We start from the raw sequence: 19,095 nt of genomic DNA, 5'->3' as shown, positions 1-19,095 counted from the left end.
TCGCGAGAGGGGGGCGGCTCTCAGCCCTGTTCGCCGCTCAAGGTGCTCATCGCCGTCTCCACGCTGTCGTGCATGGGGAAGATCTGTGCGGCTCCGGTGATCTCCAGCAGGCGGGCCACTTGGCGGGGGGCCGCCGCCACGTGCACGGGGATGCCCCGGCGCTCGGCGTCGAGGCGCAGCCTCAGCAGGATGTTCAGGCCCGTGGAGTCGCAGAAGTCGAGGCGGGACAGGTCGAAGACGATCATGGACGCGTCGGTGGCCGAGGCCTCGTCGAGGATCGTGCCGCTCGCGAGGTCGAGCTCGCCGGCCAGGCGCAGCACGAGGACGGAACCGATGCGAGCGGTGGTGAGGGTGGCGCGCGAGGACGGGTCGATGTGGGAGGGGCTGATCTGCGTCATCGGTCGGTTCTCTCGCTCGTCGGGGCGGTCGTCGGGCGCCTCGGCAGGGGCCGGTACGGCGCGGCGGGCGCCGATCACTCCTTCTGAAGGCGTTGGCCCGATGGGTGGCGGGATGGCCGGCCGGGGGGCGACGGAGGCCGCGGGAGGCTCGGGCGTCGTGGGCTCGCCGGCCAGCAGGTCGGTGGCGCGTTCCAGGACCCTCCACAGCTCCTCCGCCTGCGCCCGGGAATGCGCCAGCCGCGGATGCGCCGGCTCCTCGGCGGACAGGTCGAGGTACGCCTCGATGCCGTGGATGGCGTGGGCGACGGTGTGCCGCAACGAGTAACCGTCCGTGGTGGACGGCACGACCCGTGGATCGCCGATCCGCGCCGTCAGGACGGCGGTCAGCTCGTCGAGGCCATCCTTGGTGAGGCGTTCCACGGGGTGCTCTCCAGTCGGGTTTCCGCCGCTTTCGGAGCGGCGCCGGGCCTGGGCAAGGCGGTCGCCCCCCGCTCGGGGGCAGTTTCATGATGGGCATAGGGAATCAACCTGTCAACAAATTCATGAAACACAGTTCGTGTATTGTGCTTCGTGAGTCTCGTACCATCTGATGTCATGGAAGACAGGCGAGACGCGCGAGGCACCTGGACGTTCCTGACGAACCACGCGCGGGTGCTGGCCCACATCGCCCGCAACCCCGGCGCGCGCATCCGCGACATCGCCGCGGGCTGCCTGCTCACCGAGCGTGCGGTGCAGAAAATCATCGTCGACCTGGAGAGCGGTGGCTACCTGACGCACACCAGACAGGGCCGCGCCAACCACTACCGCGTCATCCTCGGCGCGCCCCTGCGCCACCCCGCCGACCAGGGCACCGTCGACGACCTCCTGGTCCTCCTGGGCTCCGGCCTGGGCCGCGCGGAGGGCTGACCGCGGGCCCTGGAGCCGGGGCCCGCGTGTCGGGGGTGAGGCCGGGCCGACCGGCCCGGGACTTCGCCTCGGCGGCTAGTGGTCCGTGGGCGCGACCAGGCCATAGCGCCACGCCCAGGCGATCAGCGCGCCCCGGTCCTCCAGGGCCAGCTTGGCCAGGATGTGGTTGAGGTGCGTCTTCACGGTGGCCTGGCTGAGTACCAACTCCCGTGCGACCTGGCGGTTGTTGAGGCCGCCCGCCACGAGCCGTACGACGTCGATCTCCCGCCGCGTCAGACCCTCCGCCTCGGGCGGCGGCGCGGGGGTGGAAGCGGCGGTGGCATGGGCGGCGGGGCGCGGTTCCGGTTCGCTGACGACCAGTTGGACCAGGCGACGCTGGACCGCCGGGTCCAGGACCGTGCGGTCGGCGGCCACGTCGCGTACCGCGGCCAGCAGCGCCTCACCGGTGACGTCCTTGGTCAGGTAGCCCACCGCGCCCGCCCGCAGCGCCGGTATCACCGCGTCGTCGTCGGCGTACGTCGTCAGGATCAGCACCCGCACCCCGAGGTCCGCGCCGAGCACCTCCGCCGTCACCTGCGCGCCGTCGAGCCCGGGCATGCGCAGGTCGACCAGCGCGACGTCGGGCCGCTGCTCGACGGCGAGCCGCACGGCCTCGTGACCGTCTCCGGCCTGGCCGACCACCTCGATGTCGTCGGCGGAGGACAGCAGCAGCACGACGCCGTCCCGTACCACCGCCTGGTCGTCGGCGACCAGCACCCGAATCGTCACACGTCCGCCCTTCCGCAGATCCTGGGCGCCCCTCGGCGCGCCGATCCTCTCACGCCCTCGCCTCCCCGCCGCCGTTCTCCCGCGCGGTCGTGCTTCCGCCGGAAGGCGCGGTCGTGCTTTCGCCGGAAGGCGCCGTCGGGCGGCCCGCGGCGGCCCCACCCGCGGTGCCGTGGGCCTCCGGCGCCTCCGCCACCGGCAACTCCACCACGATCCGCCAGCCCGGGCCCGTGGGCGCGGGTCCCGCGTCCAGCGAGCCCCCGGCCGCCTCGAGCCGCTCGGCCATGCTGCGCAACCCGGTACCGCTGCCCTGCACGCCCGAGGGGCCCCGGCCTGCGGGCAGCCCGTGGTCCCGGACGGTGACCCGCGCCGTGCGGCCCTCCCACGCCACGTCGACCTCGATGGGACTGCCGGTCGCGTAGCGGGCCGCGTTCGTCATGGCCTCCTGCACCGCCCGGTACATCGCGTGGCCCGCCTCGGGCGAGAGCCGTCCCGCCCGGCCCGTGACCCGCAGCCGTGCCTCACCGGGGAAGCCGCCGACCAGGCTCCCGAGATCGTCCACCCCCCGTCGCGGCGCGGCCCGCAGCGCGCCCACCGCGGCCCGCGCCTCCTGCACACCGTCGCGGGCCAACTCGGCGGCCCGGTCGAGCGGTTCGGTCAGCGCCGGCGGGGCGCTCTCCCGGGCGGCGATCACCCGCACCGCCTGCAACTGCACCGACAGCCCGGCGAGGCTGTGCGCCAGCACGTCGTGCATCTCCCGGGCGATCCGGCCGCGTTCCTCGACGGCCGCCGCCTCCTGCAACGCCTGCCGGGACGCCTCGACCTCGGCCAGCAGCGCGACGGCGCGGTCGCGTTCGGCCTGCAGGGCGGCGTGCTCTATCGAGCGGTCGGAGATGAACCAGGCACCGACGCCCGCCAGCAGTCCGGCCGGGCTGCGGGAGATCACCGCGATCGTGACCCCGAAGGCGACCGCGGCCACGGCCACGCACGCGTTGCGCACCGGGCCGGGGGGAACGGCCATCGGCAGGACGGCGGCGCCGGCCAGCACCGGGACCTCGCCCAGGCCGTTCGGCGCCAGAAGGGTGATGGCGTAGCCGGCGCCGATGGTCAGCGCCACGCCGAGGACGGCCACGCGGGGCGGCAGGAAGCGGCGGTTCAGCAGCAGGCCGAGTTCGGCGGAGGCCCCCAGGACACCGACGACCACCTTGACGGCGACCCCGTGGGCGGCGACCACCGACACCGCCACGCAGATCACCATGGCCGTCGCCCCGACCAGGTCACGGCGGTCGAACGTACGCCGCCGCGCCGGGCCGGTCCCCAGCCATGTGCTCACCATGTCGTGCTCCGTTTCGCCTTCGGCGCCGGTGGAGGTCCCGGTGCCGTGCCGGTGTCGCCATTCTCGTCGGGTGCGAGGCGGGCGGGAGGCGCGCGTCTTCGGTCGGCGCTCGCCGTTGATGGCTGCCGCTGTCGTTCCCCCGCTGTCGTCGGCGCCCGGGTGGCTCCGTCGGCGGCGGTCAGGTCTGGCCGCTGGCCGCTGGCCGCGGGCCCGCCGCCCGCCGGCCGAACGGCACGAGGCCCGGCGCCCACGCGGGGACCGGACCTGCTGTGGGCGTGTCCGGTCCGTGGGGGACCGTCCTTGCGCCGCGCCGCGCCGGGCGTGCCGTTCGTCAGACGTAGGCGCCGGGGCGGGGCGCAGGGACGGGGGAGGCAGACTGCTTGCGGTTGGCCCGGGCGAGGAGCAGCTGGCCGCGTACGACGATCGTGCCGAGGCGGACGACGACCTCGCCGAAGGCCATGAGTATCAGGGCCACCACCCACGCCTGCGCGGTGGTGATGTCGTGCGTGGCGGAGAAGTGGGCGACGTGGGCACCGCCGGACGGGTGCGAGGACCACACGGCGAAGCCCAGCCGGAACCCCATGCTGATCACCCACAGGGCGGCGGCGCTGAGGGAGGCCTTGATCCGCACGTGGCCGCCGGCGTACCGCACGTGGGTGAGCAGCCCGCCGAAGAGCCCGAAGGCGACGCCGACGCCGGCGAACACGACGGCCAGCACGAGGTCGTTGCCCGCGGTCGGTATGTGGTGCAGGTAGGTGGTGGCAGCCCAGCCGATGATGCCGAGGGGCAGCAGGATCGTGCGGGCGGTGAGCCGCTCCTCGCGCATCTGCCGGAAGACGATGAGGAGGAGCGCGATGTCGATGATCCAGTCGGTGGTCGTCATGTGTAAGAGCATCCGCTCGCAGCGGCCTCAGCACTTCAACCCACGGGTGGAGCCAGGGTGGAACTCCGTCTCCACCCTGAGCGGGAGGACTTCTCCACCTGGGAGAGTCCCCTCCACCCTGGGGTGGGTTCATCCAGGGTGGGACTGCGCCAGGGCTTCGCCCCGCGCCGGGGATGAGCCGGTGCGCTCCTGACCGGTAGGAGAACGGCCCGACGCTCAGCGTCGCGAACGTGCCCGCATCCGCAGCGAGAAGGATGTCCGCTGGGGCGGGCGCACCCTCGCCGCCGCGGCCCGAAGAACCCGGCGAAATGCCTCCCGGACGGGCGAAGCTGCCGCAGGGGGCCATGGGTTGGTCTTGAAGCTCTGAAGGGCCCGGCCCGTCACCCGTTCAGCTGGGTTGGATCCTCCTCGGCGCGGATCCCGTGCCGGTGTGCGTACACGATGGCCTGTGGCCGGTCGCGGCTGCCGGTCTTGGCGAAGATCTGATGGATGTGGGTCTTCACCGTGGAGCGGCTCAGGTACAGCCTGGCGGCGATTTCCGCGTTGGACAGGCCCTGTGCGATCAGGCCGAGTACCTGGGCCTCGCGTTCGGTGAGGCCGTCGGGGAGGGCTGCGTTCTTCGCGGTGTGTTCCGGGTCGGTGCGGCGGCTTGCGTGGATCAGGCGGGCGGCGGCGAGCGGGTCGAGCATGGTATGGCCGCTGGCGGCGGCCTCGATGGCGCGGTGGATGTCCGCGGCGGAGGCGTTCTTTGTCAGGTAGCCGGTGGCGCCGGCTTCGAGTGCGGCGAGGATGGAGTCGTCGTCGGTATAGGTGGTGAGGACCACCACGGCCGTGGCCGGACGCTCGGTTTTCAGTCGGCGTGTGGCCTCGACGCCGTCGGTGCCGGGCATGTGAAGGTCCATCAGGACAACGTCGGCCTCGTGCCGGGCGGCGAGATCGACGGCCTGCGCGCCGTCCGCGGCCAATCCGGCGACGTGCACCCCGTCGACGGCGCCGAGGATGGTGGCCAAGCCCTCGCGGACGACCCGATGGTCATCCGCGATGATCACCGAGATCGGTGTGGGGCTCATCGGTCGCTCCCGTCGCTGCCGTTGCCCAGGGTGCCCCGTCGGTAGGGGATGCGTGCTGCGACCTGCCATCCACCGTCGGATGTGGGGCCGGCCTGGAGATCGCCGCCCGCCTGCTCGACGCGTTCCCTCATGCCCCGGAGCCCGAACCCGCCGCCGCTCGCGCGCAGTGCCGCGGGTGTCTCCGGGGCCGGGGCGGGTCTGGTGTTGCCGACCTGTACGGTCACGTCCTGCAAACCGAAGCCGACTCGGACGTTCACCTGCGTGCCGGGGGCGTGTTTGGCGGCGTTGGTCAGTGCTTCCTGGACGAGCCGGTAGAGCGCGAGCGTGGTGTCGGCCTCCAGCTCCTGCCGGCCACCGTCCAGTTCGAGTTCTGCCTGGTGGAGTTCGCAGAGCCGTTCGAGCTGCGTGGCCAGCGGCGCGGCCTCCCCGCGCAGCGCCCGGACGGCTTGGCGTGCCTCGTCCAGGCCCGTGCTGACCAGCTCGTGGCCGAGCTCGATCTGTGTGATGAGCTTCTCGCGCGGTGCGTCGGTGCGGGCGAGGGTGTCGATAGCGGTGAGCTGGATAGACAGGGCGCCGAGGGTGTGGGCGAGCACGTCGTGGAGCTCACGGCCGAGACGGTTGCGTTCACCGGCGAGTTCCGCCTCGGCCCGGGCGAGCTCGGTACGCCGGCGCTCCGTGGCGACCAGCGTGCTGTGCCGGGCACGCTGGTCGGTCTCGCGTCGGCTCGCACCGGCCACCAGTCCGGCGAGGGCCACGGCAGCGGTGCTCAGCAGGCGCCCCGGAAACGGCCCATGAGGGATCGCCGCGAGGCAGTAGGCGACGGGACCGGCGGTGGACAGCACGAGGGCGGCAAGCGGATCGAACGCGACGGCGGCCAGGCTCGCCGCCACGCCGGTGAAGATCAGCCCATTGGCGTCGGTGACCGCGAGCACCGCCCCGGCCGCGCACATCACCGCGGCGACCGCAGCCACGTGCACACCCCGGGTACCGGCGGTCAGCAGGGTGCCGGCGATCAGGACGAGCCAGGCCAGCGCGGCGACGGCCAGGGCGACGGGCACCACGACCCCCGGGTCGGCGGGGAGCGTGACGACGTTGATCCAGACCGACACGCCCAGCCCCACCAGCATGGCCGCGGCACGCGCCCGCGGGTCGGGGATCACGCCACTCAACCCGATCCCAGGATGGTCCGCCGCCGGGTTGAATCTACTGGTGATGCTCATCGGTCCGGATTATCCCAGGACGGTGCGCCTGAAGAGCGGCCCGCAGCGCACGGACAGCGCAGACGATCAGGGTGAGCAGCGGTAGGAGGATCACCGTGCGCCTCCCGTCGCAGGCGCAGCGCCCATGACCGGGCCGGCCTGGGACAGGCGCGCGCGGCCTCGCACCCACAGCCCCAGGCTGCGGAACAGACTCATGCTCACGGACAGGAAGATGAAGCCGTTCGTCAGACCGGTGGCGCTCAGGTGGTGGTTGGTCAGGAACACACCGAGCCCCACCGGAAAGACGTGCTGGGCGCCGTAGGCGAAGCCGAGCCGGGCGGCGGTCACGGCGATCCAGACCGCCGCGTAACCAGCTCCCGAACGGCTGACCGCGGCGGGGCTGCCTGGGGTGGGCGAGGTGCGCGGCCAACGGCGTCGCCAATCCGGGTGGTAGTCGACGGACACCAGCAGCGGGCAGACCGAGAACAGCCCGAGTGCCGCCCCGGCCAGCGCGCTGACGCCTTGCAGCAGCAGGTCGTTGCCGCCGGCGGGCAGCGACGTGAAGAAAAACGGAACGATGAGGGCGACGCCGATGAGCGGCCGTCCCACCCGGAGCCAGCCGATCTTGCGGCGGCCGAGATCGGATTCGAGTACCACGGCCAGGATCGCCAGCTGCATGATCACGATGTTCGCTGTCATGCACCCACCCTCGCCGCGCTGGCCGACCCTGCCATCGGCCTCCGGGCCGGTCACCGGGTGGAGATGCGGGGGCGGGGGGTGGAGACCACGGTCCACCCCCTTCTGCCGACGGCCGTCTCTGCCATCGATCCACCCGGTCATCGCGTTTGCGTCCAAACCTAGATCAGGTCCTCGGGCTCCACGTCCTGCCGTATGTCCCCTCCTGGCTAACGATCAGTGACAACCGCCCATGAAACAGGGCCATACCCCTCAAGATCCCCTTTCGTTCAAGCACCACCCAGACCGCCGCGCTCGCCACACCACTGAACCACCAACCCGGTGAACTTTCCTGGTCACAGCCCTAGCGAGCGGATGCGCCAAGTCGAAATGGCGGGTCGATGCGCCGAGTCGAGCTGCCGCGCCGGTCCTTGCCCGCAGAAGGCCGCGTGAACCGGCGCCTGAAGTCCCCTCATTCGCCGATCCGACCGTGCGGCAGGATGGGCGACATGCTGGAGATCAGCCCGGTGACCGAGTCCGACCGCTTCGGCTGGGAAGCGCTGGCCCGAGGGAAAGACACGTACTTCGGGGTCGAACGCAGCGCAGACGATTACGAACGGACCCGGCGACGCCTTCTCGCCGACGAGCGGCTACGCGGGATCGCCGCCCGGGTGGACGGTGAGGTGGTCGGCATCGCGCACTACCTCTTCCACGCCAGCATCTGGTATTCCGGGAAGTGCTATCTGGCCGACCTGTTCGTGGACCCGGGGTTCCGGCGACGGGGTGTCGCGACGGCGGTGATCGAGTGGGTGGCGCGAGACGCCAAGGCGCAAGGCTTTCCAGGCCTCTACTGGAACACGCTGGAAGACGCCCCGGCTCGTGCGCTGTACGACAAAGTGGGCACGCTCCACGAGGGGTTCATCCACTACAGCTACCGGCGGGACGTGCACCGGGGCACCGCACCGCGCTGAAGGGCGGCCAGGAGGGGCGGTCTCGACCGGGCCGAAGGTGCTGGGAAGCTGTGAGCCGAGGAGCCGAGGAGCCGAGGAGCCGAGGAGCCGAGGAGCCGACGAGCCGAGGAGCCGAGGAGCCGAGGAGCCGAAGAGCCGAAGAGCCGGAGAGCGAGGATCGGAGCGGGGGCGGCCTGCGCTCCGAGACGCTGATCCGCGGCGGACTTGAACGGGGTCGTCGACCGGCCGCTGCCCTGGGATTCCGCGTTGCACGCCCCTTGAGTGGCGTTGCACTCCCTGACCAGGCCAGGCCCGTCTGGCCCGCGCGAGTCCGTCAGCGGTCCAGCGGCCGCAGTCGGCACGCCCCCTACCGTCAGCCGTGGCTGGGTCGGCGGCGTGTGTCCGCGCGATCCCAGAAAAACCGTTGGGCTCACCATCGCCCTTCGGACATGATCGGCCGGTGGACACCTACCTGGAGACCGAGCGCCTGACCCTGCGCCGTTTCACCGCCGGTGACGCGGACCTGCTGATCGAGCTGGACAGCGACCCGGCGGTGATGCGCTACCTGACCGGCGGCGCTCCCACCGCTCCGGAGGTCGTTCGCGGCCGCTACCTGCCGAACATCCTCGCCAACTACGAGAAGTGGGGCGGCGACCTCGGGCTGTTCGCCGCGGAGGAGAAGGACGGCGGAGCGTTCATCGGCTGGTTCATCCTGCGCCCGGAGCCGGAGGGCCCGCTGGACGAGGTCGAACTCGGTTACCGGCTGCGGCAGGCGGCCTGGGGCAAGGGCTATGCCACTGAGGGCTCGAGGGCGCTGCTGGGCAAGGCGTTCACGGAGCTGGGGGTGCGCAGGGTGCGGGCAGAGACGATGACCGTGAACCGCGGTTCGCGCAATGTCATGGAGAAGCTCGCAATGACGTTCGCGGGGAACATCCCGACTCCCCCCGGCATGGAGGCCGTCGAGGGCTCCGAGCACGGGGGCGTTCGGTACGAGATCACCAAGGAGCAGTGGGAGCGGCGGTAGCGCCGCTTTTTCACCGTTGAGGCTGGGGCGGCGGGCACCCGCCCGGAGACGTGCGGTCCGGGGCCGGTCTTCGATGAGGAGGTCCGCGCTCGCATGCCCGCACCGGAGGCAGTCAGGATGCTGCCTCCGGCCTCCGGTGCGTCGGTGATCCATCCTGCGTGGCCCTTCGGCGCCCGACGTTCGACCCCGTCTGCCGTGCGGGGCGGCCGGGCCCCAGGTGCACTGATCCACCGGCGGCTGAAAGGTGGCAGCCAGCCTGCTGCGGGATGGCCACCCTGCCCAGACAACGCACAAGGCCCAGGTCTCCGACCTGGGCCTCAACTCTGGAGCGGGTGACGGGAATCGAACCCGCGCTCTGAGCTTGGGAAGCTCATGTTCTACCATTAAACTACACCCGCGTAAGACAGGCTTTCGCTGTCCCAGCGTCGCTCACTGTACCCCATCGTCCGCCCCCGGTGCATTCGTCACGGGGTGCTTGCGCGGTGCGGGGTGGTTGATCCCCTAATGTGGCCTTCGTCCGTGCCGGGGTCTCATGGGAAGAGGGACAGCGATGCAACGTACCGTCGTGCGGTGTGCCGAAGGCCATCTGTTCAGGACCAGCACCTTCCCCCTGCAGAACCTCGGCGCCGACCGTATCGGGCCCGGGCGGCTCATCCGGTGCCCGCAGTGCGGGCGGCTGCGTCACGCCGTGCCCGTCGAGGCGGTGCGGGAGGGCCGGGGGTAGGCCACGCCACGTATCCTCGTGGCGTGCTTCTCTCAGACAAGGACATCCGGGCCCAGATCGACGCCGGGCGGGTGCGCATCGACCCGTTCGACGAGTCGATGATCCAGCCGTCGAGCATCGACGTACGACTCGACCGGTTCTTCCGGGTGTTCGAGAACCACCGCTACCCGCACATCGACCCCGCGGTCGAGCAGCCCGACCTGACGCGGCTGGTCGAGCCCGAGGGGGACGACGCGTTCATCCTTCACCCGGGTGAATTCGTGCTCGCGTCGACGTACGAAGTGATCACGCTGCCCGACGACGTCGCCTCCCGCCTGGAGGGGAAGTCCTCGCTCGGGCGGCTCGGGCTGCTCACGCACTCGACGGCCGGCTTCATCGACCCCGGGTTCTCCGGGCATGTGACCCTTGAGCTGTCCAACGTCGCCACCCTGCCGATCAAGCTCTGGCCGGGGATGAAGATCGGGCAGCTGTGCCTGTTCCGGCTCACCTCCGCGGCCGAATTCCCGTACGGCAGCGGCAAGTACGGGTCGCGCTACCAGGGGCAGCGCGGACCGACGCCGTCGCGCTCCTTCCAGAACTTCCACCGGACCCGGGTCTGAAGGCCGGCGCCAGCCAGCCGACGACGGTCAATGGTCAATGGTCAACGGTCAGCGGCGGCCAACGGCAACGGCAACGGCAACGGCCGATGACCGATGACGATGACGGCTGACACGGACTGGGGGCGGGGACCTTCGGCCGCGTAGCGGCGTACGACCCTCGGCATCCCACCTCTTCTTCGTCCCCCTTCCTCCCTTTTCTTCACAGTCCTGCCCCTCAGGGCTCCTTCTTCACGCCCCGCCCTTCACCGCCAGCTTCGCTTCTTGCAGGAGGGGCGGGCCCCCGGCCCGCCCCTCCTTCGTCTCCCCCTCTTCCGCTCCCGCTCGACGCGATCACTAGCGCTGGCCGGAACGCTCGGTGGACCACGGCGACGGTGCGTCGTCACAGGCAGGCGTGAGGGGAGTCCGCATGCGGGTGTCCGTTGATCGGGAGCGGTGCTGCGGCGCCGGGCAGTGCGTGGTGCACGCGCCGGACGTCTTCGACCAGAGCGAGGACGACGGCATGGTCGTCCTGCTGAACGAGCGCCCCTCCGACGCGTCGGCCGCCGACGTGCGGCTGGCGGCACATCTGTGTCCGGCCGGAGCCATCACGGTCACCGAGGAGAGCGCCGCCGACACGGCGGACGCCTGACCCCCGCGCCGCCACAGGACGGCGCCGCCGCGCGCCGCGCCCCCACGGTCACCGGGGACGGCCCCGCCGAGGCCGGCACCGACGCCGTCGGCATTCGGCCGTCCCGCGACGCGCATCGGTCCCACGAGGGAGTCACGAGAAAGAGGGAGTGTCCGTCCGCATGAACACCGCGTACGTCGAAGAGTCCGCGCTCACGCTGCCCGCCCCCCGCGGCGCGTGCCCGTTCGCACCGCCGCCCGCGTACGAGGCGGAGCGGGAACACGCGCCGCTGTCGCGGGTGCGGTTGTGGGACGGGACCGCGGTGTGGCTGGTCACCGGCCACGCGCGCATGCGGGAGGTGCTGCTCGACAAGCGGTTCAGCGCGGACGCCCGGGTGCCCGGCTTCCCCTTCCTGTCGCCCGGCCGCAAGCAGTTGCTGACCAAGAGCACGCCGAGCTTCCTGAGGCTGGACGACCCCGAGCACGCCCGGCTGCGCCGCATGCTCACCGGTGACTTCATCGTCAAGCGCGCCGAGGCGCAGCGTCCGCAGCTCCAGCACATCGTCGACGAGGCGCTGGACCGGATGATCGCCTCCGGCTCACCGGCCGATCTGGTGCGGCAGTTCGCGCTGCCGGTGCCCTCGCGGGTGATCTGCCTGCTGCTCGGGGTGCCGTACGAGGACCACGAGTTCTTCGAGAGCCACACCACGCTCCTGGTGGACCTGGGCACCGCGCCCGAGCGGGTCAAGGAGTCGATGGGTGTGCTGAACGCGTACCTGACCCGGCTCGCCGAGGACAAGCGCCGGAAGCCGGACGACAGTCTGCTCAGCCGGCTGGTGGCGCGCGGCGAGCTGAACGAGGCCGAGTGCGCGGCGATGGGCATGGTGCTGCTGGTCGCGGGCCACGAGACGACCGCGAACATGATCTCGTTCGGCACCCTCGCCCTGCTGCGCCACCCCGAGCAGGCGGCCCGGCTGCGCGAGGACCCGTCCCGCATCAAGGGCGCCGTCGAGGAACTGCTGCGTTACCTGAGCGTCGTTCACTTCGGGCTGCCGCGTGCCGCGCTGGAGGACGTGGAGATCGACGGGACCGTGATCCGCGCGGGCGAGGGCGTGCTGTGCATGCTGTCCGCCGCCAACCGCGACGGCACCGTCTTCGAGGACCCGGCCCGGCTGGACATCGGCCGGGACGCCCGCCGCCACCTGGCCTTCGGCTTCGGCGTGCACCAGTGCATCGGGCAGCCGCTGGCCCGCGCGGAGATGCAGATCGCGCTCGGCACGCTGCTGCGCCGACTGCCCGAACTGCGCCTGGCGGTTCCTTACGAGGAGTTGTCCTACCGCACCGACAAGGCGGTCTACGGCGTCCGGGAGCTGCCGGTCGCCTGGTGATCTCCGCCCCGCGGCTCCGGAGGTCCCGGCGGGCCGGGCACGTGGGAGACATCCGCCGCCGGGGTCACCAAGAAGGAGTGCACCGTGGACCGTCGACCGCTCGGCACCGCCGGGCCCGCCGTGAGCCGCATCGCGTTCGGCAACTCGCTCACCGCGGGCAACCAGCTCGACGACGAGGCCGCGACCGCCTGCGTGCGGGCCGCTCTGGAGGCGGGGATCACCACCTTCGACACCGCCGACGTCTATGCCGACGGGCGCGCCGAGGAACTGCTCGGCGCCGCCCTCGCCAGCACGCCGCGCGACCAGGTGGTGATCTGCACCAAGGTCGGCAGGGGCGCGGGCGGGCAGTCCGGCGGCCCCGGTGGCCTGGCCCGGAACCGCATCCGGGAGCGGCTGGACGCCTCGCTGCGCCGCCTGGGCACCGATCACGTGGACCTGTACCAGGCCCATCTCCACGACGACGCGACGCCGTTGGAAGAGACCATGCGTGGTTTCGCCGACGCGGTCGAAGCGGGCAAGGTGCGCTACGTGGGCGTCTCGGAGTGGAGCGCGGGTGAGATCACCGAGGCCGCCCGGCTCGCCGGTGAGCTCGGTGTGCCGCTCGTCTCCAACCAGCCGCAGTACAACCTGCTGTGGCGGGTGCCGGAGCCGGAGGTCTTCCCGGCCTGCGCCGAGCTGGGCATCGGGCAGATGGTGTGGTCCCCGCTGGCCGGCGGTGTGCTCACCGGCAAGTACGCGCCGGGCGGGGCCCTGCCGGCGGGCTCGCGGGCGGTGGCGGCCGAGGGCGGCGGTGTGTCGCTGCGCCGCTGGGACTTTCTGCGCGACGAGGTGCTGGAGCGGGTCCGAGGGGTCGAAAGGCTGGCCGCGGCCGCCGGTCTGACACTGCCTCAGCTCGCGCTGGCCTGGGTGCTGCACGCCCCGCGCGTCACCTGCGCCGTCATCGGCGCCTCCCGCCCCGAGCAGATCGGCCGCAACCTCGCGGCGCTCGACGTCGCCTTGGAACCCGAGTTGCTCGCCCGTATCGACGACGTGCTCGGCGACGTCGTGGTACGTGACCCTGCGCTCACCCTCAGCGTGATGCTCCGGGCCCGCCGTGCGGCGGCCGCCGCGGCGTGAACGGGCCTGCCGCGTAAGCGTGCCGGCGGCGCCCTCGGGCAGCCGCGGGAACGAACGCTCCGGCGCGGGCGACCGCTTGACGGGTCGCCCGCGGCGGAGCGTTGTGCGTGTTCGTCCGCCGGGGCTCCGGCCCGCGGTCGCTGTGCACCGGTGTCCCGGTTCCCCGGTGCACAGCGCTACGGCGGTCTACCGGGCGGGAGTTCGCACGGCGGAGGCGTCGTCGGCGGAAGCGCCACCCGCGGCAGGGCTCCCGGGGGACGCGTCCGCCGCGTCGGCGCCGCTCGCGGGGGCGTGCGTGGCCGCCTCCTTCGGCGCGGGCTCGGCCCGAGCCGCCGGGGCCGGTGCCGGAATCAGCAGGGCGAGGCCGGCGGCGGCCAGTGCCAGGGCCGCACCGACGAGCAGGGCCACCGCGTAGCCGTGCACCGTGGCGGTCGCCGTGGCGGAGGCGGCGGCCGAGCCGATGGCCGCGCCCGCGACCGCGTTCAGCGCGGCCAGGCCCAGCCCGCCGCCCATCTGGCGTGCGGTGTTCATCAGCGCCGACGCCAGCCCCGCGTCCTGCGCCGGTGCCCCGGCGGTCGCGGCCAGCGTCATCGGCAGCACCACGGTGCCCAGGCCGAGGCCCAGCAGCACGCCGGGCCCGAGCACGTCCACGGCGAACGAGCCGTGCGCGGTGAACCGGGACTGCCACGCCAGCCCGCCCGCCGTCAGCAGCCACCCCACGACCAGCGGCACCCGCGGCCCGGCCGCCTGCACCGCGCGCCGCACCAGCAGCGAGGCGAGCGCGATGGCGAGCGTCAGCGGCAGCATCGCCAGCCCGGCCCGCAACGGCGAGTACCCCAGCACCCGCTGGACGTAGAGCGTCACGAAGTACATCACCGAGGTGGTGACGGCACCGATGACCAGGGCCGCGGCGTTGCCCAGCACCAGCGGACGGTCCCGCAGCAGCCGCAACGGAACCAGCGGGCGGCTGCCACGTGCCTCCACGGCGACGAAGGCGGCCAGCAGCACCACGGACACCGCGATGGCGCCCCCGGTCGCCGGGCGCAGCAGGGAGTGCCCCTCCAGCTCCGACAGCCCGTACGAGGCCACGGCGAGCGCGGCCGTCACCAGCACGGCGCCGGGCGCGTCCAGCGAACGGCCGCCGGTGCCGCGGAAGGCGGGCAGCCGCAGCGCCACCACGGCGAGCACGGCGCCCACCGGCACGTTGACGAACAGCACCCACCGCCAGCCGAGCTCGTCGGTGAGCACGCCGCCGAGCAGGATCCCGCACGAACCCGCCGCGGTCGCGGTCGCGCTCCACGCGGCCATCGCCTTGGTGCGGGTGCGCAGGTCGGGGTAGCCGGCGTTGATCAGAGCCAGTGGAGCCGGGGCGAGGAAGGCGGCGCCGAGTCCCTGCGCCGCGCGCGCCGCGATCAGCGTCCCGCCGTCCGGCGCCAGCCCGCCCGCCAGGCTGGCCAGGGTGAACAGCCCCAGCCCCGCGATGAGCACCCGGCGTCTGCCCAACAGGTCGGCGGTGCGCCCGCCGAGCATCAGGAACCCGGCGAACGTCAGCAGATAGGCGTTGATCACCCACTGCTGCGCCGCCGGGCCCAGCCCCAGGTCGGTGCGGAGTGACGGCAGCGCCACGTTCACGATGGTGGCGTCGAGGACGACCATGAACTGGGCGGCGCAGGCCACCACGGCGATCGTCCGGCCCGGTGTCGCGGCCGGGGTGGGGCTTTCGGTCTGCATACGGTTCTTCCTTCTCGTCGCGGCCTGGTCATGGCCGTCCCGGGTGCTCTCGCGTGCCGTTGCGTGACGTGCCGGCCCCACGGGCACGCGGCGCGCCCGTCCGCCCGGAGGTACCGGGCGGACGGGCAGGCGCGTGCGGGGGCCGTCGCGAGAGGGTGCTCAGAGGATCAGCTGGCCTCCGCTGACCGGCAGGAACGCGCCGGTCACGTAGGAGAGTTCGTCGCCGGCCAGCAGCGCGACCGCGCGGGCGACGTCCTCCGGCTCGCCGACCCGGCGCAGCGGGATCTCGTCGACCACGGAGGCCAGGGTGCGGCCCCACTCGTCCTTGGCGTGCCACTTCTTCATCAGGTTCTCGCTGCGGGTGGGGCCGGGGATGACGGTGTTGATCCGGATGTTCTTCGGGCCCAGCTCGATGGCCAGGTGCTTCATCGCCGCCTCCATCGGCGCCTTGGCGACGGCGTGCCCGATGGCTCCCGCGGACGCCTGCCTGGAGAAGCCGTCGGAGATGAGGATCACGGTCCCGCGTTCCCGCTCGGCCATCCCGGGCAGTACCGCGTAGGCCGGGCCGAGGGTGGCACGGGCCTGGGTGGCCATCTTGTCGACCAGTGCGTCGACCCGCAGGTTCAGCGCGGGACCGCGCAACACCTCACGGAAGCCACTGCTGTTGAGCACCAGGATGTCGATGGGGCCGAGCGTGCGCTCCACCTCGGCGACCATGGCGCGGGTCTCCTCGCCGTCGGAGATGTCGGCGCGGGCGGCGACGGCCCGGCCGCCGAGTTCCTCGATGCCCGCGATCACCTTCTGCGCGTCGTCCTCGGAGTTGAGGTAGTTGACGGCCACGGCGGCGCCGCGCCGGGCGAGTTCGGTGGCGATGGCGGCGCCGATGCCCCGGCTGGCTCCGGTGACGAGGGCCGTCCTGCCTTGGAGTGGGAGTTGAGTCATGACGCCGACGCTAGGGAAGCCGCTTCGACCTCCGCTTGAGGTGCGAAGGAGCCGGCCGCCGCGGTTTCCGTGGCCTCTCGCGCCTCCTGGACCGGCGGGTTCGGGCGCTCCGGCCGCGGTGCCCGGGCGTCGGGTGCGTCGGCGGCGGGGGAGTCCGCTTCGGAGGAGTCCGCTTCGGCGGGCCAGGCGAGCGTGCCGCGTTCGATCTCGGCGGCGGTGCGCTGCGCCCACTCCAGTTCGGCGCGGCACATCCAGCCCGCGTACTCGTTCTCGATCACATACAGCCGGGGGACGCCCTCCGAGCCCCGCTCGGCCGCCGCGATGCGCGCGGCCCGGGCCCGCAGCGCCGCCGCCCGCTCGCGCAGTCCGGCCAGCGCCGCCTCGGGCGCCAGCGCGCCGAGGTAGCCGACGGCCGTGTGGAACGGCGGCCGGTCGGTGTCGTCGGCGCCGAGCAGGTCGCGCACCGCGGTGGTGAAGGCTTCCCGGCCGCGCGCGGTCAACGCGTGGGCCGCACGGCCGCGTTCAGGGTGGCTCTCGGTCAGGGCGGCGTGCAGCAGGCGCGTCAGCGCCACGGCGAACTGCGCGCTGGTGGGCGTGAGGGCGCCGATCGGGCTGTCGGCGGCCCGCTCGGCGGCGGTCGCGGCCAACTCGTCGGCATCCATGGGGCGTTCGAGCAGCAGCGCGAGTGTCAGCAGCACCAGCGGTCCACCGTCCGGCACCGCGGTGTGCGAGCCGGTGTCCCCAACCGCGCCCGTGCCCGCGTCCGTTCGCGTCGTCGTCGCCGTGACGTCCCTCGTCCCGGTCACCGCATCCATCGCTCCACCTGTCCGTCGAAGACCGCGTTCCGGCCGGGCCGTCGGGGTCGCGCCGTCGCCGGCCCGGTAAGTACGAGCGTGCCGCGCGCCGGTGGAGCGCCGCCGGAGCGGGCGCGTGCGGAGGGCGTGCCTCCGCTCGGGTTCGAGCAACGTCCCATTCCTGACCTTGAGGCTGGCTGCCGGTCCGCCGCACCGGTGCGGAGCCATCCGGCGAAGAGCCCGCGGCCGAGCCCGCGGAAGAACGGGGAGCCGATGAGCGAGGAGAACGTCGAGGTCCTGGTGGTAGGGGGAGGCGTCGTCGGCCTGTCGGCGGCGGTCTTCCTGCGCACTCAGGGGGTCCGGGTCCTGCTGGCGGAACGGCACCCCGGGCCCTCGATGCTGGCCAGAGCCCGGGTCCTCAGCCCGCGCACGATGGAGGTCTTCCGGGCGCACGGCCTGGAGGAGCCGGTGCGCGCGGCCCCTCCGTCGGTCTTCCTCACCGCCACGGACGTGGTGCGGGCCGCCACCCTGAGCAGCCCGGAGGACTACCGCGAGCAGCGCCCCCCGAGCGAGTCGGTGGCCCCGTTCAGCCCCTGTCCGCCCGCGCTGGTCGAACAGAGCGTCGTGGAGCCGCTGGTGCGCGCCAGGGCGGTGGAACTCGGCGCCGACGTGCGCTTCGACACCGAGGTGGGCGGTGTCCGGCAGGACGCCGACGGGGTCACCGCGACCCTCACCGACCGCCGTGACGGCACCCGCCGCACCGTGCGGGCCGGGTATCTGATCGCGGCCGACGGGCACCGCTCCCCGGTGCGCCGGGCGCTGGGCATCGGCACACGCGGCGAACGCCTCGCCCACGTCGTCAACATCGCCTTCGAGGCGAACCTCGACGGGGCGCTGCGTGAGCGTCCCGTCGGCCTGGCCTACCTGGGCCGCCCGGTGCCCGGAACCCTGCTGGCCCGGCTGGACGCCGATCACCGCTGGGTGCTGATGGTCCCGTACGAGCCGGATCGCGGCGAGAGCGCGGCGTCGTTCACCGCGGAGCGCAGTGTGAGGGCGGTGCGCGAGGCGGTCGGGGATCCCGGCCTGCCGGTCCGGCTGCTGCCCGCGGTGCCGGGCGGCGACCACACGGTGCACACCTGGGAGCTGGCCTCCTGGGTCGCCGACGGCTACCGGCGCGGCCGGGTGCTGCTCGCCGGGGACGCGGCGCACGTCGTGCCGCCGTCCGGCGGGCTCGGGGCCAACACCGGTGTCCAGGACGCGCACAACCTCGCCTGGAAGCTCGCCGCCGTGCTGGCGGGCCGCGCGGACGACGCGCTGCTCGACACCTACGAGGCCGAACGCCGCCCGGTCGCCGAGGTCACCTGCGCGTTGTCGACCCGGCTGCAGCAGGCCCGCAACGCCCCCGGTGGCGCGGGCGACGTGGGCGAGCGGGTCGCTCTGCTCGCGCTCGGCCAGGGTTTCCGGTACGCGTCGGACGCGGTGGCGGCCGACGACGACGCGGCGACGCAGGCGTGTGGCGCGCCCGGCACCCGTGCCCCGCACGTACCGCTGGAGCGCGACGGCGTGCCCTGCTCCAGCCTCGACCTGTACGGCCACGGCTTCACCCTGGTCCTCGGCCCCGGCGCCGACGCGACCAGGACGGGCGTGGCCGGCGGACTGGACGTCGTGCGGCTGGGCGTGGACGCGACCGATCCGGCGGACGGCTGGGCCCCGGCGCACGGCGTCGGCCGGGACGGCGCGGTGCTGGTCAGGCCGGACGGCTTCATCGGCTGGCGGACCCGCTCGTGGGAACCCGCGCGGGCCCGGACACTGCCGGACCTCCTGCGCCGCCTGCACGCCAGGGGTGCGCGGCCGGCGCTGGTGGACGCGGCGGACTGAGCGTGGCGGACGGCCCCGTGCCGCAGGCCCCGCCGCGAACTCCTCGCAGGCGCCCGGCTCGCGGGCTCCTGGTCCGGCGCCCGCGCGGACGGTACGGGAATCCTCCCGGGA

The 19,095-nt window shown here is 73.1% G+C and carries 19 protein-coding genes and 1 tRNA gene; 9 read left to right on the top strand and 11 right to left on the bottom strand.

The window, feature by feature from the left end; translation table 11 throughout:
- Positions 1-20 precede the first annotated feature (20 nt).
- On the bottom strand, positions 21-818 hold the full coding sequence (locus CK485_RS29515) for an STAS domain-containing protein (protein WP_241968250.1): 798 nt from the start codon (positions 816-818) through the stop codon (positions 21-23).
- 174 nt (positions 819-992) lie between these two features.
- On the opposite strand from CK485_RS29515, the gene CK485_RS09415 reads away from it, so the two are divergent.
- Positions 993-1,304: a helix-turn-helix domain-containing protein gene (locus tag CK485_RS09415; RefSeq protein ID WP_109448982.1), complete on the top strand. Its 312-nt coding sequence runs from the start codon at positions 993-995 to the stop codon at positions 1,302-1,304.
- A gap of 75 nt (positions 1,305-1,379) precedes the next feature.
- Here the strand turns inward: CK485_RS09415 and CK485_RS09410 are convergent, their stop codons facing one another.
- From CK485_RS09410 to CK485_RS09385, 6 genes are all read right to left on the bottom strand, one after another.
- Positions 1,380-2,072 carry a response regulator transcription factor gene (locus tag CK485_RS09410; RefSeq protein ID WP_109448980.1) on the bottom strand — a complete coding sequence of 231 codons (693 nt, stop codon included), beginning with the start codon at positions 2,070-2,072 and terminating at the stop codon, positions 1,380-1,382.
- Positions 2,073-2,121: 49 nt separating this feature from the next.
- Positions 2,122-3,405, bottom strand: coding sequence for a histidine kinase (locus CK485_RS09405; protein WP_109448978.1), 1,284 nt, complete (start codon positions 3,403-3,405; stop codon positions 2,122-2,124).
- Between the two features lie 331 nt (positions 3,406-3,736).
- Positions 3,737-4,288 carry a hypothetical protein gene (locus CK485_RS09400; protein WP_109448976.1) on the bottom strand — a complete coding sequence of 184 codons (552 nt, stop codon included), beginning with the start codon at positions 4,286-4,288 and terminating at the stop codon, positions 3,737-3,739.
- Between the two features lie 380 nt (positions 4,289-4,668).
- Positions 4,669-5,358, bottom strand: coding sequence for a response regulator transcription factor (locus CK485_RS09395; RefSeq protein WP_109448974.1), 690 nt, complete (start codon positions 5,356-5,358; stop codon positions 4,669-4,671).
- A complete protein-coding gene (locus CK485_RS09390; RefSeq protein ID WP_146214513.1) occupies positions 5,355-6,578 on the bottom strand; it encodes a histidine kinase in 1,224 nt (407 codons plus the stop codon). Before CK485_RS09390 ends, CK485_RS09395 begins: the two co-directional genes overlap by 4 nt.
- Before the next feature lie 90 nt (positions 6,579-6,668).
- Entirely contained in the window at positions 6,669-7,256 is a 588-nt protein-coding gene (locus tag CK485_RS09385; protein ID WP_109448970.1) for a hypothetical protein, read from the bottom strand.
- A gap of 485 nt (positions 7,257-7,741) precedes the next feature.
- Here CK485_RS09385 and CK485_RS09380 point away from each other — a divergent pair, with 485 nt between their 5' ends.
- Both CK485_RS09380 and CK485_RS09375 read left to right on the top strand, forming a co-directional pair.
- Positions 7,742-8,203, top strand: coding sequence for a GNAT family N-acetyltransferase (locus CK485_RS09380; protein WP_199239299.1), 462 nt, complete (start codon positions 7,742-7,744; stop codon positions 8,201-8,203).
- Positions 8,204-8,642: 439 nt separating this feature from the next.
- A complete protein-coding gene (locus CK485_RS09375) occupies positions 8,643-9,206 on the top strand; it encodes a GNAT family N-acetyltransferase (RefSeq protein ID WP_109448966.1) in 564 nt (187 codons plus the stop codon).
- A 324-nt stretch (positions 9,207-9,530) separates the two neighbouring features.
- On the opposite strand, the gene CK485_RS09370 is transcribed toward CK485_RS09375, so the two are convergent.
- Positions 9,531-9,604, bottom strand: a tRNA-Gly gene (locus CK485_RS09370).
- A 152-nt stretch (positions 9,605-9,756) separates the two neighbouring features.
- On the opposite strand from CK485_RS09370, the gene CK485_RS29015 reads away from it, so the two are divergent.
- From CK485_RS29015 to CK485_RS09350, 5 genes are all read left to right on the top strand, one after another.
- The gene (locus tag CK485_RS29015; RefSeq protein WP_241968249.1) at positions 9,757-9,930 is read left to right on the top strand and encodes a hypothetical protein; all 174 of its coding nucleotides are present in this window, start codon (positions 9,757-9,759) and stop codon (positions 9,928-9,930) included.
- Between the two features lie 23 nt (positions 9,931-9,953).
- Positions 9,954-10,529, top strand: a complete 576-nt coding sequence (gene dcd, locus CK485_RS09365) for a dCTP deaminase (RefSeq protein WP_109448964.1) — start codon at positions 9,954-9,956, stop codon at positions 10,527-10,529.
- Between the two features lie 406 nt (positions 10,530-10,935).
- Positions 10,936-11,157 carry a ferredoxin gene (locus tag CK485_RS09360; protein ID WP_109448962.1) on the top strand — a complete coding sequence of 74 codons (222 nt, stop codon included), beginning with the start codon at positions 10,936-10,938 and terminating at the stop codon, positions 11,155-11,157.
- Between the two features lie 160 nt (positions 11,158-11,317).
- A complete protein-coding gene (locus CK485_RS09355) occupies positions 11,318-12,523 on the top strand; it encodes a cytochrome P450 (protein WP_109452679.1) in 1,206 nt (401 codons plus the stop codon).
- An 84-nt stretch (positions 12,524-12,607) separates the two neighbouring features.
- On the top strand, positions 12,608-13,639 hold the full coding sequence (locus CK485_RS09350) for an aldo/keto reductase (RefSeq protein WP_109448960.1): 1,032 nt from the start codon (positions 12,608-12,610) through the stop codon (positions 13,637-13,639).
- 186 nt (positions 13,640-13,825) lie between these two features.
- On the opposite strand, the gene CK485_RS09345 is transcribed toward CK485_RS09350, so the two are convergent.
- The 3 genes from CK485_RS09345 to CK485_RS09335 form a co-directional block, all read right to left on the bottom strand.
- Positions 13,826-15,370 carry an MFS transporter gene (locus CK485_RS09345; RefSeq protein WP_109448958.1) on the bottom strand — a complete coding sequence of 515 codons (1,545 nt, stop codon included), beginning with the start codon at positions 15,368-15,370 and terminating at the stop codon, positions 13,826-13,828.
- Between the two features lie 159 nt (positions 15,371-15,529).
- Positions 15,530-16,312, bottom strand: a complete 783-nt coding sequence (locus tag CK485_RS09340; protein ID WP_109448956.1) for an SDR family oxidoreductase — start codon at positions 16,310-16,312, stop codon at positions 15,530-15,532.
- On the bottom strand, positions 16,309-17,127 hold the full coding sequence (locus CK485_RS09335; protein WP_109448954.1) for a hypothetical protein: 819 nt from the start codon (positions 17,125-17,127) through the stop codon (positions 16,309-16,311). Before CK485_RS09335 ends, CK485_RS09340 begins: the two co-directional genes overlap by 4 nt.
- 252 nt (positions 17,128-17,379) lie before the next feature.
- Between CK485_RS09335 and CK485_RS09330 the strand changes: the two genes are divergently transcribed.
- Positions 17,380-18,984 (top strand): FAD-dependent oxidoreductase, encoded by a 1,605-nt coding sequence (locus CK485_RS09330; protein WP_109448952.1) that lies wholly within the window; start codon positions 17,380-17,382, stop codon positions 18,982-18,984.
- Positions 18,985-19,095: the final 111 nt, after the last annotated feature.

Source organism: Streptomyces sp. ICBB 8177 (assembly GCF_003144095.1).
Taxonomy (GTDB): Bacteria; Actinomycetota; Actinomycetes; order Streptomycetales; family Streptomycetaceae; genus Streptantibioticus_D.
The sequence above is the reverse complement of the archived record's forward strand: the minus strand, read 5'-3'. Positions and strand labels throughout refer to the sequence as shown.

Excerpts from the sequence above, each read along its gene's own strand:
- CK485_RS09415 (WP_109448982.1), top strand. The coding sequence starts at position 993 with ATGGAAGACAGGCGAGACGCGCGAGGCACCTGGACGTTCCTGACGAAC.
- CK485_RS09405 (WP_109448978.1), bottom strand. The coding sequence starts at position 3,405 with ATGGTGAGCACATGGCTGGGGACCGGCCCGGCGCGGCGGCGTACGTTC.
- CK485_RS09400 (WP_109448976.1), bottom strand. The coding sequence starts at position 4,288 with ATGACGACCACCGACTGGATCATCGACATCGCGCTCCTCCTCATCGTC.
- CK485_RS09395 (WP_109448974.1), bottom strand. The coding sequence starts at position 5,358 with ATGAGCCCCACACCGATCTCGGTGATCATCGCGGATGACCATCGGGTC.
- CK485_RS09390 (WP_146214513.1), bottom strand. The coding sequence starts at position 6,578 with ATGAGCATCACCAGTAGATTCAACCCGGCGGCGGACCATCCTGGGATC.
- CK485_RS09385 (WP_109448970.1), bottom strand. The coding sequence starts at position 7,256 with ATGACAGCGAACATCGTGATCATGCAGCTGGCGATCCTGGCCGTGGTA.
- CK485_RS09380 (WP_199239299.1), top strand. The coding sequence starts at position 7,742 with ATGCTGGAGATCAGCCCGGTGACCGAGTCCGACCGCTTCGGCTGGGAA.
- CK485_RS29015 (WP_241968249.1), top strand. The coding sequence starts at position 9,757 with ATGCAACGTACCGTCGTGCGGTGTGCCGAAGGCCATCTGTTCAGGACC.
- CK485_RS09360 (WP_109448962.1), top strand. The coding sequence starts at position 10,936 with ATGCGGGTGTCCGTTGATCGGGAGCGGTGCTGCGGCGCCGGGCAGTGC.
- CK485_RS09355 (WP_109452679.1), top strand. The coding sequence starts at position 11,318 with ATGAACACCGCGTACGTCGAAGAGTCCGCGCTCACGCTGCCCGCCCCC.
- CK485_RS09345 (WP_109448958.1), bottom strand. The coding sequence starts at position 15,370 with ATGCAGACCGAAAGCCCCACCCCGGCCGCGACACCGGGCCGGACGATC.
- CK485_RS09340 (WP_109448956.1), bottom strand. The coding sequence starts at position 16,312 with ATGACTCAACTCCCACTCCAAGGCAGGACGGCCCTCGTCACCGGAGCC.
- CK485_RS09335 (WP_109448954.1), bottom strand. The coding sequence starts at position 17,127 with ATGGATGCGGTGACCGGGACGAGGGACGTCACGGCGACGACGACGCGA.
- CK485_RS09330 (WP_109448952.1), top strand. The coding sequence starts at position 17,380 with ATGAGCGAGGAGAACGTCGAGGTCCTGGTGGTAGGGGGAGGCGTCGTC.